Below are 13,006 nucleotides of genomic sequence, written 5' to 3'. Positions count from 1 at the left end.
GGTCTCTGTCTTGTCCGACCCGCACGCGTTTCACACGCCGCAACCGTCCTACACCAAGGGCGATCTGCTCAGATCGAGCGAGGGCGGCTATTTTGGCCCAGGGAACGCGCAATTGCCGGCACCGCCAATGCTTATGATGGACCGCATCACGGCGATGAGCAGAGACGGCGGCGAATTCCGAAAGGGCCAGATCGTCGCGGAGCTGGATATCACCCCAGACCTATGGTTCTTTGCGACCCACTTTCCGGGTGACCCTGTGATGCCGGCATCCTTGGGTCTTGATGCTATGTGGCAAATGATCGGCTACTGGCTCGGGTGGTCTGGCTCGCCTGGCAAAGGCCGCGCTATCGGCGTTGGCGAGGTGGCGTTCAGCGGACACGTCACGCCGAAGACCCGTTCCGCGCGCTATGAGGTCGACATGCGCCAGGTGAGGCGCGGCAAACTAACTCTCGGAATTGCGAATGGTCGCGTGTTTGCCGATGACGTCTGCGTCTACGCGGCTAAGGATATGAGAGTGAGCTTGGTTACGTCTGCAGACTGAGCAGCCGTAGCCGGATGAGTTAGGCGATATCCGGGATTCTCTCCTGTTTATATCCTCGCCGAGCGGGATGTCGTTGCGACTATCTAGGCTACTTGCTCAGTTGCACACCTCGACATTGGTGAGCCCAATCCGCATGTCGCGCGACACCAGCCGGCAGCCGGGACGCACAGGACGGCAGCCGGCATTGTCGCAGACGATCTGGCCGGACGGCTGCGCGCGCGGCGCGCGGGCCTGGACCTGCGGGCGATCAAGCTCATCGCGCTCGCGGCGCGGCACGTTTCGTTTGGCCTCGTTGCGGCTGCGCTTCTTCTCGCATTCATTGTCGTCATTCAGGAAGGTGCCGGCGCGGCATACGATTTTCACGCAGCGGTCGCCGTTCGCCTCCGAACCATGCGCACAGAGCAGCGGGCAGACCCGTGCAGATTTGGCCTTGATCGTCTCGAGCGCATCGGTGCTGGCCGCCTTGGCATCGAATTTGGTCGACGCGTGGCGATTGAAGCGCTCGAGCGACTTGCGGGAAGCCGCAGTCCATGTGTCATCGACCGATCCCTGCAGGCAGCCCACCCGCTGAAGTTCGATCTGGACCTGACGGGGAAGATCGGCTGGCGCGGGTGTTCGTGACACATCGGCCGTGGGGGCAGGGAGTGTCGCCAACTGCGGTCCGGCGGCAGGCGTGTCCGGCTTGCCGGCATCGACCCTGGCTTCGGCTGCCGCACGGGCGCGCTCGCCGGCAGCGGCGCGTTCCTGCTCGGCAGTCTTGAGTTTCTCGGCGGCGATCCGGGCCTCCTCGGCGGCCTTGGCATCGGCCGCTGCCTTGGTCTGTTCGGCCTTCCTGGCGCCTTCGGAAGCCAGACGGGCCTTCTCTTCAGTGGCGAGACGGGCTTTCTCTGCGGCGGCGGAATGGGCGTCCTCGGCGGCGAGCTTGGCCAGTTGGGATTTTGCCAGCGACGCGTAGAAGCCGTCGGGGTGCTGGGTCAGGAACGCGTTCCAGCCGTCTCGGGTCGCCAGTTGCAGCGCCAGTTCGTAATCGCGGCGGGTTTCGACCTGGGCACTGACAGCGGGCGACGTAGCGGCGGCAACCACCGGAACCAGCGGCACGTCATCGCCGCCGAGCGAACCGTAGACATAGGGTTCCTGGCGGTTGCTGGTGTTCTTCATGACGTCATCGCGGACGAAGCCGAAGGCCTTGCGCAAGTCGAGGCCGGGCGTCGCGATATGGCGAACGAGCGCGGCCGTAAACGGGCTGTTCTTGCTGTCGCCATCCAGCGCCGTCGAGCCGGCCTTGGCCGAATAGGCGATCAGCGTATTGGGGCTGGCCGGTTCCACCTTGGCGAGGCCGCGGGGGATCGCACGCGACGCGGTTGTGCGCTTCATGTTCTTGACGAAGGGATTGTCGCGGCAGGCATCGAGGATCACCAGCCGCAGCTTCCTGGCTGGCTCGATGGTCACGAGGATGCGCTCCAGCGAGAACGCCTCGTCATAGACGTCGGTGTCGCGTTCCAGCAGTGCGTCGGTCGGGATCAGGTAATTGGTGCCATCAACCTCGATGCCGTGGCCGGCGAAATAGACCAGCGCCACGTCCGCATCGCGCGCCTTGTCCGCGAAATCGCGCAAGGCCCGGCGCATCTCGGTTGCCTTCAGGTCCCGTCGGGCTTCGACAATGTCGAAATTCGCGGTCTTCAAGGTTTCGGTCATCGCCGCGGCGTCGTTGGCCGGATTGGCGAGCTTGATCACGTTCTGGTAGGCCGAGTTGCCGATCACCAGTGCGACGCGTTTGTCGGCGAAGGCCGACTGATTGAGCAAGCTCAACGCGAAGACTACGGAAGCCACAAGACCAAGGTTGCGCATCGGAAGCCCCGCATATTGCGACGGTCGAATTCGAGCAGCCTGGCCAGACGTCGCAGATCAGTCGGGACTGGCGTGCGTGGTTTGTCTTACGTGGTTTGTCGCGCAGTACTCTCCGCTGGTTCGATCGCAGCGGCGCTGCGCGCGTCATCCATTTGAGCGATATTAGCATAACGAAGATGTGTTTTGGCGGGCGAGGCGGACGTGCCGGTCTGGCCCGATTGCGGCAGTCAAAAGCAATCCATGCACTTGCATCTTTTGTCGGGATAGGTGACAGGTTCCAGATGCGCTCCGCGCTTTTTGGAAGCAGTTATTCAGGGGATATCTCATGGCCACCTACAGCGTTGCCGTCATTGTCGGCAGCCTCCGCAAACAGTCATTCTCACTCAAGGTTGCGAATGCATTCGCCAAGCTGGCGCCGTCGTCGCTGAAGCTGAACGTCATCACGCTGCACGACCTGTCATTCTTCAATCAGGACCTGGAAGCCACGCCGCCGGCCGATTGGGTCAAGTTCCGTGACACCATTCACGCCTCCGACGCTGTGATCTTTGTCACGCCGGAATACAACCGCGGCACCTCTGGCGTGCTCAAGAACGCCATCGACGTCGGCTCCCGTCCGTTCGGCAAGAGCTGCTTCCTCGGCAAGCCGATTGGCATCGTCGGCAACGCGCCGGGCCCCGGCGGCGGCGTTTCCGCCGTCATGAACCTGCGCCAGGTTCTGCCGGGCATCGTTGGCCCAATCATGGGGCAGCCTGAGATTTACCTCAATGCGATCGCCGACGCGTTCGACGACAAGGGCGAGATCGTCAAGGAATCCATCCGTCCGGTGCTGCAGGCCTATATCGACGCCTTCGCCGCCTGGGTCGAAAAGCTGAAGAAATAAGCCGCGCAAATTCAGGTTGCGGCCCGGTTGTTAGGTTCGCCTTAACCGGGCCGTCGCATTTTCAGGCATGGTCAAGCATACCCGCCTCAAATCGGTCCTCACCGGGCTCGTGCTCTATGCACTGGCTGCGATGATGATCAGCTATTTCGGGGTTAATGCCTATACCGGCAAATATGGTCTCAACGCGCGCCAGGAGCTCGATCAGGAGATTGTCGCGCTGACCTCCGAACTGGTGCAGTTAAAGAAGGAACGCACCAAGGCCGAGCAGCGCGTGGCGCTGCTGCGGTCTGCCGGACTCGATCCCGACATGCTCGACGAGCGCGCGCGCTACCAGCTCGACTACGCGCATCCGCGCGACCTCGTGAAGGTCATCAAACCAAACTGAGATTCATTCTTCAGCTTGCTTCAGTACGGCGAGTCGTCCTCGCATGAAGCAACACAGCTTTGCATCAAAGCTATGGATCGCTCGTGCCTGTGCGTCGTGACGATGGCATGACCACTATACGCACTTCCATTCCTCAAATTACAAAACCGCTTCAATTCGATTTCGAAAGTTTCACACCTTCGCTGCAGTGCGAAACAACAGTGTGGCATTCCGCGCGACGCAATCCCTTTCATGGCGCAAGCACTTGGAGTAGGAAGGGCCATTCACTCTCGCATCCGGAATTTTCATGGCCGCACCGAAGAAAAGCGTCGCTCCCGCAGGGCAGGCAACGAGCAATGGCGCAACCCCGTCATCGCCGCCAGATTTCACCCGCGATCAGGAGATGCACGCGCTTCGCGACATGCTGCTGATCCGACGCTTCGAGGAGAAGGCTGGCCAGCTCTACGGCATGGGCGCGATCGGCGGTTTCTGCCATCTCTATATCGGCCAGGAAGCCATTGTCGTTGGCATGCAGATGGCATTGAAGGACGGCGATCAGGTCATCACCGGCTATCGCGACCACGGCCACATGCTGGCCTGTGGCATGGACGCCAAGGGCGTCATGGCCGAGCTGACGGGGCGCAAGGGCGGCTACTCCAAGGGCAAGGGTGGCTCCATGCACATGTTCAGCCGCGAGAAGAACTTCTACGGCGGCCATGGCATCGTCGGCGCGCAGGTGTCGCTCGGAACGGGTCTCGCTTTTGCCAACCGTTATCGCGGCAATGATCTCGTCAGCCTCGCTTACTTCGGCGACGGTGCGTCGAACCAGGGCCAAGTCTATGAGAGCTTCAACATGGCCGAGCTGTGGAAGCTCCCGGTGATCTACATCATCGAGAACAACCGCTACGCCATGGGTACCTCGGTGACGCGCTCCTCGGCTCAGACCGATTTCTCCAAGCGCGGCATCTCCTTCAACATTCCGGGTGAGCAGGTCGACGGCATGGATGTCCGCGCCGTGAAGGCCGCCGGTGACCGCGCGGTCGCCTGGTGCCGCGCCGGCAAGGGTCCGTTCATTCTGGAAATGCAGACCTATCGCTATCGGGGCCACTCGATGTCCGATCCGGCCAAGTATCGTACCCGTGAGGAAGTGGACAAGGTTCGCCATGATCAGGACCCGATCGAGCAGGTGCGCAACCGTCTGCTGGCCGCTGACGTGACCGAGCAGGACCTCAAGGCGATCGATGCCGAGGTGCGTGACATCGTCAACGCGTCGGCGGATTTCGCGCAGCAGGATCCTGAGCCCGATGCATCCGAACTTTACACCGATGTGTACCGCTAAGCGCGCGGCTTAAAGACCGATCTGGAGTTATAATGGCCATTCAAGTTCTGATGCCCGCGCTGTCCCCGACCATGGAGAAGGGCAACCTCTCCAAATGGCTCAAGAAGGAAGGCGACACGATCAAGTCCGGCGACGTAATCGCCGAAATCGAAACCGACAAGGCGACGATGGAAGTCGAAGCGACCGATGAAGGGACGCTCGGCAAGATCCTGATCCCGGAAGGGACCAACGACGTCGCGGTCAACACGCCGATCGCGACCATCCTCGCCGACGGCGAAGATGCATCCGCTGCAGCGAGCGCACCGGCCCCCGCGAAGCAAGAAAAGGCCGCAGAATCCGCGCCGCCTGCCGCGGAAGCAAAATCCGCTCCGGCTCCGAAGGAAGAGGCTACTGCGCCGGCAGCTCCGAAGGCTTCGATCCAGCCCGATCCCGAAATTCCTGAAGGCACCGAGATGGTGACCATGACCATCCGCGAAGCGCTGCGCGACGCGATGGCAGAGGAAATGCGCCGGGATGAAGACGTCTTCATCATGGGCGAGGAAGTCGCCGAATATCAGGGCGCGTACAAAGTCACCCAGAACCTGCTGCAGGAATTCGGCGCACGCCGTGTCATCGACACGCCGATCACCGAGCACGGTTTCGCCGGCGTTGGCGTCGGCGCGGCGATGTCCGGCCTGAAGCCGATCGTCGAATTCATGACCTTCAACTTCGCCATGCAGGCGATCGACCAGATCATCAACTCCGCCGCCAAGACGCTCTACATGTCCGGCGGCCAGATGACCTGTCAGATCGTGTTTCGCGGCCCGAACGGCGCTGCAGCGCGCGTTGGTGCCCAGCACAGCCAGGACTACTCGGCGTGGTATTCGCAGATCCCGGGCCTGAAGGTCGTCGCGCCCTATAGCGCCGCCGACTACAAGGGCCTGCTCAAATCCGCGATCCGCGATCCGAACCCGGTGATCTTCCTCGAAAACGAAATGCTCTATGGGCATTCCGGCGAGGTGCCGAAGCTCGACGACTACATCGTGCCGATCGGCAAGGCCAAGGTCGCACGTGTCGGCAAGGATGTGACATTGATCTCGTGGTCGAATGGCATGACCTATGCCCTGAAGGCTGCCGAAGAACTCGCCAAGGAAGGCATCGAGGCGGAGGTCATCGACCTGCGCACGCTGCGTCCGCTCGACACCGACACCATCATCGAGTCCGTGAAGAAAACATCGCGTGCCGTGACGGTGGAAGAAGGCTGGCAGCAGTCGGGTGTGGGCGCCGAAATCGCCGCACGCATCATGGAGCACGCGTTCGACTATCTCGATGCGCCGGTGGCGCGCGTGTCGGGCAAGGACGTGCCGATGCCCTATGCTGCCAATCTTGAAAAGCTGGCGCTGCCGTCGGTGGCCGACGTCGTGGCTGCGGCCAAAGCCGTTTGCTATCGGTGAACCATGGCAGGTCCGAAGGAACAGCCACTGCCGCCGGATGTCATGGATCGCGAGGACGCCACCGAGGTGTTGCGCGCATTCGTGCTGGATGGCGGGCTGTCCATCGCCTTCATGCGCGCCTTCGAGGAGCCCGACATGTGGGGGCTCCTGCTTGTCGACATCGCGCGCCATGCCGCACGCGCCTATGCGCGTGAGGCCAATTATTCCGAGGACGAGGCGCTGAACCGCATCGTCGAAATGTTCGAAGCTGAAATCGCGCGTCCGACTGACATGGGCAACACCACGCCGCGGTCGCAACAAGGTCACTGACAATGCCAATCAACATTCTGATGCCTGCGCTGTCGCCCACCATGGAAAAGGGCAACCTTGCCAAGTGGCTCAAGAAAGAGGGCGACAAGGTCAAGTCCGGCGATGTGATCGCGGAGATCGAGACCGACAAAGCGACGATGGAAGTCGAAGCCGTCGACGAAGGCACCATCGCCAAGATTCTGGTGGCGGAAGGTACGCAGGATGTTGCTGTGAACGCCGTCATCGCGGTGCTCGCCGCCGACGGCGAGGACGTGAAGGCTGCAGGTTCGACGGCAGGGGCCGACAAGCCGAAGCCCGCGCCCGCTGCCGCGGCTCCCGCACCGAAGCCTGCCGCCGCTGCACCTGCGCCGGCTGCTGCTTCCGCAGCGAAAGCACCGGCCGCTGCGCCGACGCCGCAGCCCGCCGCTGCACAGAGCAATGGCGCGCGCGTATTCTCGTCACCGCTAGCGCGTCGTCTCGCCAAGGATGCCGGCATCGAACTCGGCCGCATCAACGGCTCGGGTCCGCATGGTCGCGTGGTCGCCGCGGATGTCGAGAAGGCGAAGTCTGGTGGTGGCCTAAAGGCACCAGCCGCGGCTACCGGTGCTCCCGCAGGTGCAACTGGGGGGATCGGTGCGCCTGCAATGTCCGATCAGCAAATTCTCGGGCTGTACGAGCAGGGCGCTTACGAGAGCGTGCCGCATGACTCGATGCGCCGTACGATTGCGCAGCGACTCACCGCCGCGACCAACTCGATGCCGACCTTCTATCTCACGGTCGATTGCGATCTCGGCAAACTCAGCGCCGCGCGCGAGGAGATCAACGCCGCGGCCGGCAAGAACGCGGATGGCAAGCCGCTCTACAAGCTCTCGGTCAACGATTTCGTCATTAAGGCGATGGCCATCGCGCTGCAGAAAATTCCGGAAGCAAACGTGTCGTGGACGGAAGCAGCGATGCTCCGTCACAAGCATTCGGACATCGGCGTCGCAGTGGCGCTGCCGTTCGGCCTGATCACGCCGATCATTCGCCAGGCCGAGATCAAGACGATCTCGGCAATCTCCAACGAGATGAAGGAGCTTGCCGCGCGCGCCAAGGCCAAGAAGCTCAAGCCCAACGAATACCAGGGCGGCGCGTCATCGGTGTCCAATCTCGGCATGTTCGGCATCAAGGATTTCACCGCGGTGATCAACCCGCCGCAGTCCTCGATCCTCGCGGTCGGTGTCGGCGAGGAGCGGGCTGTTGTCCGCAACGGCCAGATCGTCGCGGCGACCATCATGAGCGTGACCCTGTCCTGCGACCATCGCGCCATCGATGGTGCGCTCGGCGCCGAACTGATCACAGCGTTCAAGAAGCTGATCGAAAATCCCGTGATGATGGTGGTGTAACGCGGCATCGTGAGGTGATCCGATGAAGCTGTTCGGGATAGTCTTGCTCGCAGGCTTCGTCTCCCTGATTTGCGGATTTGTCGTGACATCCATCGGTTCTGCCGTGATGCCGTGTTTCAGCGACAAGGCAGGGTGTGGTCTTGGCGAAGTCTATCGAATGCTGTTTGTGCCCGCCTATGTGCTGATTGCTATGATCGGGCTGGGAATCGCAGCGATCGGGAAAAAGCGGGAAAACGCTTTGAAGCTCGCGATGCTTGTCCTTGTTCTGGTCGCCGTGTTTGTCGTCCTTTCCGGAGTCGGCTCGGACATCATGGCGGGACGAACGACAGGAGCGAGCGATCTAGTCGATGCGTCGCAGATGTCGGTGTCCTATTGGATTGTCGTCGTGGTGCAGTGGCTTTTCATCCGGCGGTATCTGCGCCTGCGCGAAAATGATCTGGCTCTTGCATGAGAGGACCGTCGCGCTGGCCATGGTTTACCATCCTGCTTACGGCAATCCTCGGGCTGAACCCGTTCGGCCTCGACATTCTTCATGCTGCGTTTATCTCAGGAGAGCAGCTGTCGCGTAATCTCTGGCAGCCGCTCGTTTTTGCTGCGATATCCGCACTCTTGCTACTCGCATTGCTGGAATGGTTTGTCCGGCGACTGATCCTGAAGCGCCGCGCACGCGGCCGAACGATTGCTTGAGCTGAATGGGAGCCTCCATGGCCGATACATCCTTTGACGTCGTCGTGATCGGTTCCGGTCCCGGCGGTTACGTGACGGCGATCCGCGCCGCGCAACTGGGCTTCAAGACCGCAATCGTCGAGAAGGCTTACCTCGGCGGCATCTGCAACAATTGGGGCTGTATTCCGACCAAGGCGCTGCTGCGCTCTGCGGAGATCTATCACTACTTCCAGCACGCCAAGGATTACGGCCTGTCTGCCGACAATGTCTCGTTCGACATCAAGGCGGTGATCGCGCGCTCGCGCGGCGTAGTGAAGCGCCTGAGCGGCGGCGTCGAATATCTGATGAACAAGAACAAGATTTCGATCATCTGGGGCGATGCGACGCTGGATGCGCCGGGCAAGTTCACCGTCAAGAAGTCGGAAGCCGCTGCACCCAAGGGCGCGCTCGGGGCAGGCAGCTACACCGCCAAGCATATCATCGTCGCCACCGGCGCTCGGCCGCGCGTGCTGCCGGGCCTCGAGCCCGACAAGAAGCTGGTCTGGACCTATTTCGAGGCAATGAACCCCGACAAGATGCCGAAGTCGCTGCTGGTGGTCGGCTCCGGCGCCATCGGCATCGAATTCGCATCGTTCTACAAGACCATGGGCGCCGACGTGACCGTAGTCGAGGTGCTGCCGCAGATCCTGCCAGTCGAAGACGCCGAGATCGCGGGCTTCGCTCGCAAGCAGTTCGAGAAGCAGGGCATCAAGATCATGTCCGGCGCCAAAGTGACAAAACTCGACAAGAAGTCGGATTCGGTCACCGTGACCATCGAGGATGGCAAGGGAGCTACCCAGCAGCTCGCCATCGATCGCGTCATCTCGGCGGTCGGCGTAGTCGGCAATATCGAAGGCTTTGGCCTCGAGAAGCTCGGCGTGAAGACCGAGCGCGGCTGTATCGTGATCGACAAATACGGCAAGACCAACGTGCCCGGCATCTATGCCATCGGCGACGTCGCCGGCCCGCCGATGCTCGCCCACAAGGCCGAGCATGAGGGCGTGATCTGCGTCGAGGCGATCAAGGGGATGAACCCGCATGCAATGGACAAGTCGCTGATCCCGGGCTGCACTTATTGCCATCCGCAGGTAGCCTCAGTCGGTCTCACCGAAGCCAAGGCCAAGGAAGCCGGCAAGGACATCCGCGTCGGTCGCTTCCCATTCGTCGCCAATGGCAAGGCGATCGCCCAGGGCGAGGACCAGGGCATGGTGAAGGTGATCTTCGACAAGAAGACCGGCCAGCTGCTCGGCGCCCATATGGTCGGCGCGGAAGTCGTCGAGATGATCCAGGGCTTCGTAGTCGCCATGAACCTGGAGACGACCGAGGAAGAGCTCTTCCACACCATCTTCCCGCATCCAACCATCTCGGAGACGATGAAAGAAGCCGTGCTGGACGCCTATGGCCGGGTGCTGAATACCTGACCAGCTTCGCCGCCTGACATTAAGACGCCGCCCCAAAGGGCGGCGTCTTTGATTTTCAGCCTTTCAGACCTTTGCGCCAAACGACTTTGGTACAGCTCTAAAGGGTTGCCCAGGCGCAACGTATGTGTCGTTCTCGCCACAGTCCCCCAAGATTTAACCCTGTCGTGCTGTGGGTATTGAAACCGCCGCTATTTGGCCACACGCCTTCGTGAAATCATTTCTCACCAGCCAGAAGGCTGGAGCGCTTTGTTGATCGGCGGGATGTCAGTGGGATTGTCCCGGATCGCCGAAGCGGCCTGAGAAACCAGGTTCGCGATGGACGCCAAGACGAACATCAAGTCGCGTTTGCCTAGCCGTCATATGACGGAGGGCCGGGAGCAGACGTTGTGTGGCGCCGTCCCATCCGCGATGGGTCTGGCTATGCCGCAGAGCGAACGATCCGCCGCCGGCCAAGTGCTGTGCGCGGAAGAATCTCGCGCCGTCGAAATCTTCAAAAAGACACCATATCGCACCGATTTGAAGCGGGTGAGCCGTTATGTCGCCAAAGACATATTGGAAGTTGCTGACATACCGTTGCTGAAGACGACTTTGCTCGATCACAGCCGGTCGCGGGGAGCGTACCTCACTGCGACGGGGCAGATGATCGCGGAGAAAATGAAGCCCGTGACGCGGAATTCCCATCAGGACGCCATTCGTTCTGCCGACAAGCCGACCGCCATTGGCGGTGACGCAGTCGGATCGAAGGGGAATCTGGCTTTCGACATCATCGATTCGGAAGGCGGCGCTCCCGTCCGCGGCGGCGCCGTCGCGGGTGCCTTTAACGTAAAATTGACTGACAAAGAATTGGCCGCGCACCCGACCAAGGGGACGCGTCGCGCGACTAACCATACGTCAGGGACGCTGTGGAAATATGCCCGTCAGGTTGGATCGGCCATTGGTGGCCCCGCGTCCAAGCCCGGCTGGGCCCACGAGAAATACTGTTATGCGGATATTTGAGCGTACCATTTTTGTAGCGTTTGCTTTGGGTGCCGCGTCAGTGGCCGCGCCGGCGTTTGCCTTTGATGGCGCGCCCGTCGGCAGCAGCGACGCAGCCCTGCCGGTTGTAACGACCATACCTGGTGCCGCGCCGGTCTTGAAGAAGTCCGCCAAGCCCGATACCTCGCTGACCGCCCTTCAGTATGCCGCCGAAGGCGGTCATCCGATTGCCCAGTGGAAGCTCGGCCGGATGTATGCCGACGGTAACGGTGTGGCTCAGGACGATCTGCGCGCCTTCGAATATTTCAGCCGCATCGCCAATGCCCATGCCGAGGACAGCCCGTCCGCGCCGCAGGCGACCATCGTCGCCAATGCGTTCGTGGCGCTCGGTCGCTACTACCTCGACGGTATCCCGAATTCGAAGATCAAGGCCGACACTGAACGCGCGCGCGAGATGTTCTCCTACGCTGCGTCCTATTTCGGCAATGCCGACGCCCAGTACGATCTGGCCCGGCTGTATCTGAAGGGCATCGGCACCCCGCGCGACACCAAATACGGTGCCCGCTGGCTGGGCCTTGCCGCGCAGAAGGGCCAGCATCAGGCCCAGGCGCTGCTCGGCCAGATGCTGTTTAACGGTGAATCGCTGCCGCGGCAGATGGCGCGCGGCCTGATGTGGCTGACGCTCGCCCGCGACAATGCCGGCCCGGACGACACCTGGATCCGCGACAGCTACAACAAGGCCATCGCCAAGGCCTCCGAAGACGACCGCGCCATGGCTTTGCAGATGCTCGAGCACTGGGTGTCTGGCAAACGGGACTGAGGGTTGTCCCGGGCTAAGCGGCCGTTTCCGAGCGCGATTACATCACGCTCGATTGTCGTCACCCGGCTTGACCGGGTGATCCAGTAATCACCAGCCTTCATTGTGCGAACGGTTGCTCACGCCGCCTCTAAATCCAGATCGACCCAGACCGGTACGTGATCCGACGGCTTCTCCCAGGCGCGCACATACTTGTCGATTCCAACATCGATGAGCTTGTCGCTGGCCTGCGGTGACAGCAGCAGATGGTCGATGCGGATGCCCCAGTTCTTCTGCCAGGCGCCGGCCTGATAGTCCCAGAACGTGTACTGGCCCGGCTCGTCGGTGACGGCGCGCAGGGCGTCGGTCATGCCCAAGCCGAGCAGGGTCTGGAAGCTGGCGCGGGTTTCCGGCTTGAACAGCGCGTCGTTGATCCAGGCCGCCGGATTATAGGCGTCTGCTGCCGCCGGGATGACGTTGAAGTCGCCGGCGAGAATTAGCGGCTCCTCGGTCTTCAGCCGCAGCTTCGTGAATTCCTGTAGCCGCGACATCCATTTCAGCTTGTAGGGATACTTCTCAGTGTCGACCGGATTGCCGTTCGGCAGATACAGGCAGGCCACCCGGACCACGCCGGATTTCAGCGACACCACGCCTTCGATGAAGCGGGCATGAAGATCCTCGTCGTCGCCCGCCAGCCGTGGTTTGGCTTCCTCCAGCGGATATTTCGAGAGCAGGGCGACACCGTTGAAGGTCTTCTGGCCGTGAGTGACGACATTGTAGCCGAGCGCCTCAATGGCCTCCCGCGGAAATGCCTCATCGACGCATTTGATTTCCTGCAGGCAGACGATGTCCGGCGAGCAGTCGCGCAGCCAGGTCAGCAGGTGGTCCAGCCGCTGGCGGACCGAATTCACATTCCAGGTGGCAATTCTCATCTGCTGGGATTCCGGTAACAACAATGGCAAAAATACGTCAACGTGGCATACCATCATCCCCGCCAACATGATAAGCTTTAAGCCTAAAGCGCACAGACG

The 13,006-nt window shown here is 61.5% G+C and carries 13 protein-coding genes; 11 read left to right on the top strand and 2 right to left on the bottom strand.

Annotated elements, in window-relative coordinates:
• Window positions 1-10 precede the first annotated feature (10 nt).
• On the top strand, window positions 11-541 hold the full coding sequence (fabA, locus tag AB8A33_RS13865) for a bifunctional 3-hydroxydecanoyl-ACP dehydratase/trans-2-decenoyl-ACP isomerase (protein WP_439093287.1): 531 nt from the start codon (window positions 11-13) through the stop codon (window positions 539-541).
• Between the two features lie 96 nt (window positions 542-637).
• On the opposite strand, the gene AB8A33_RS13860 is transcribed toward fabA, so the two are convergent.
• Window positions 638-2,389 carry a caspase family protein gene (locus AB8A33_RS13860; protein ID WP_439093286.1) on the bottom strand — a complete coding sequence of 584 codons (1,752 nt, stop codon included), beginning with the start codon at window positions 2,387-2,389 and terminating at the stop codon, window positions 638-640.
• Between the two features lie 325 nt (window positions 2,390-2,714).
• On the opposite strand from AB8A33_RS13860, the gene AB8A33_RS13855 reads away from it, so the two are divergent.
• From AB8A33_RS13855 to AB8A33_RS13810, 10 genes are all read left to right on the top strand, one after another.
• Window positions 2,715-3,269, top strand: a complete 555-nt coding sequence (locus AB8A33_RS13855; RefSeq protein ID WP_439093285.1) for an NADPH-dependent FMN reductase — start codon at window positions 2,715-2,717, stop codon at window positions 3,267-3,269.
• A gap of 67 nt (window positions 3,270-3,336) precedes the next feature.
• Entirely contained in the window at window positions 3,337-3,654 is a 318-nt protein-coding gene (locus AB8A33_RS13850) for an FtsB family cell division protein (protein WP_439093284.1), read from the top strand.
• A 286-nt stretch (window positions 3,655-3,940) separates the two neighbouring features.
• A complete protein-coding gene (pdhA, locus tag AB8A33_RS13845) occupies window positions 3,941-4,972 on the top strand; it encodes a pyruvate dehydrogenase (acetyl-transferring) E1 component subunit alpha (protein WP_068730816.1) in 1,032 nt (343 codons plus the stop codon).
• A gap of 32 nt (window positions 4,973-5,004) precedes the next feature.
• Complete coding sequence (locus AB8A33_RS13840; protein ID WP_439093283.1) at window positions 5,005-6,405, top strand: pyruvate dehydrogenase complex E1 component subunit beta; 1,401 nt, start codon at window positions 5,005-5,007, stop codon at window positions 6,403-6,405.
• A gap of 3 nt (window positions 6,406-6,408) precedes the next feature.
• Window positions 6,409-6,714, top strand: coding sequence for a DUF5076 domain-containing protein (locus AB8A33_RS13835; protein WP_068730814.1), 306 nt, complete (start codon window positions 6,409-6,411; stop codon window positions 6,712-6,714).
• Between the two features lie 2 nt (window positions 6,715-6,716).
• Window positions 6,717-8,078: a pyruvate dehydrogenase complex dihydrolipoamide acetyltransferase gene (locus tag AB8A33_RS13830; protein WP_439093282.1), complete on the top strand. Its 1,362-nt coding sequence runs from the start codon at window positions 6,717-6,719 to the stop codon at window positions 8,076-8,078.
• A 22-nt stretch (window positions 8,079-8,100) separates the two neighbouring features.
• Window positions 8,101-8,529 (top strand): hypothetical protein, encoded by a 429-nt coding sequence (locus AB8A33_RS13825; protein ID WP_439093281.1) that lies wholly within the window; start codon window positions 8,101-8,103, stop codon window positions 8,527-8,529.
• A gap of 253 nt (window positions 8,530-8,782) precedes the next feature.
• Window positions 8,783-10,204 (top strand): dihydrolipoyl dehydrogenase, encoded by a 1,422-nt coding sequence (gene lpdA / locus AB8A33_RS13820; protein ID WP_439093280.1) that lies wholly within the window; start codon window positions 8,783-8,785, stop codon window positions 10,202-10,204.
• Window positions 10,205-10,519: 315 nt separating this feature from the next.
• The gene (locus tag AB8A33_RS13815; protein WP_439093279.1) at window positions 10,520-11,200 is read left to right on the top strand and encodes a hypothetical protein; all 681 of its coding nucleotides are present in this window, start codon (window positions 10,520-10,522) and stop codon (window positions 11,198-11,200) included.
• Entirely contained in the window at window positions 11,187-11,999 is an 813-nt protein-coding gene (locus AB8A33_RS13810; RefSeq protein ID WP_439093278.1) for a tetratricopeptide repeat protein, read from the top strand. The genes AB8A33_RS13815 and AB8A33_RS13810 overlap by 14 nt, the downstream gene beginning before the upstream one ends.
• A 116-nt stretch (window positions 12,000-12,115) precedes the next feature.
• On the opposite strand, the gene xth is transcribed toward AB8A33_RS13810, so the two are convergent.
• Complete coding sequence (xth, locus tag AB8A33_RS13805) at window positions 12,116-12,907, bottom strand: exodeoxyribonuclease III (RefSeq protein ID WP_439093277.1); 792 nt, start codon at window positions 12,905-12,907, stop codon at window positions 12,116-12,118.
• Window positions 12,908-13,006 lie beyond the last annotated feature (99 nt).

The sequence above is a fragment of the Tardiphaga sp. 813_E8_N1_3 genome, from assembly GCF_051811025.1.
In the GTDB taxonomy this organism is placed as follows: domain Bacteria; phylum Pseudomonadota; class Alphaproteobacteria; order Rhizobiales; family Xanthobacteraceae; genus Tardiphaga.
The sequence above is the reverse complement of the archived record's forward strand: the minus strand, read 5'-3'. Positions and strand labels throughout refer to the sequence as shown.

What these genes read in the sequence shown, in the direction of transcription:
- AB8A33_RS13860 (WP_439093286.1), bottom strand. Translation starts at nt 2,389, where the DNA reads ATGCGCAACCTTGGTCTTGTGGCTTCCGTAGTCTTCGCGTTGAGCTTG.
- AB8A33_RS13855 (WP_439093285.1), top strand. Translation starts at nt 2,715, where the DNA reads ATGGCCACCTACAGCGTTGCCGTCATTGTCGGCAGCCTCCGCAAACAG.
- AB8A33_RS13850 (WP_439093284.1), top strand. Translation starts at nt 3,337, where the DNA reads ATGGTCAAGCATACCCGCCTCAAATCGGTCCTCACCGGGCTCGTGCTC.
- pdhA (WP_068730816.1), top strand. Translation starts at nt 3,941, where the DNA reads ATGGCCGCACCGAAGAAAAGCGTCGCTCCCGCAGGGCAGGCAACGAGC.
- AB8A33_RS13840 (WP_439093283.1), top strand. Translation starts at nt 5,005, where the DNA reads ATGGCCATTCAAGTTCTGATGCCCGCGCTGTCCCCGACCATGGAGAAG.
- AB8A33_RS13835 (WP_068730814.1), top strand. Translation starts at nt 6,409, where the DNA reads ATGGCAGGTCCGAAGGAACAGCCACTGCCGCCGGATGTCATGGATCGC.
- AB8A33_RS13830 (WP_439093282.1), top strand. Translation starts at nt 6,717, where the DNA reads ATGCCAATCAACATTCTGATGCCTGCGCTGTCGCCCACCATGGAAAAG.
- AB8A33_RS13825 (WP_439093281.1), top strand. Translation starts at nt 8,101, where the DNA reads ATGAAGCTGTTCGGGATAGTCTTGCTCGCAGGCTTCGTCTCCCTGATT.
- lpdA (WP_439093280.1), top strand. Translation starts at nt 8,783, where the DNA reads ATGGCCGATACATCCTTTGACGTCGTCGTGATCGGTTCCGGTCCCGGC.
- AB8A33_RS13815 (WP_439093279.1), top strand. Translation starts at nt 10,520, where the DNA reads ATGGACGCCAAGACGAACATCAAGTCGCGTTTGCCTAGCCGTCATATG.
- AB8A33_RS13810 (WP_439093278.1), top strand. Translation starts at nt 11,187, where the DNA reads ATGCGGATATTTGAGCGTACCATTTTTGTAGCGTTTGCTTTGGGTGCC.
- xth (WP_439093277.1), bottom strand. Translation starts at nt 12,907, where the DNA reads ATGAGAATTGCCACCTGGAATGTGAATTCGGTCCGCCAGCGGCTGGAC.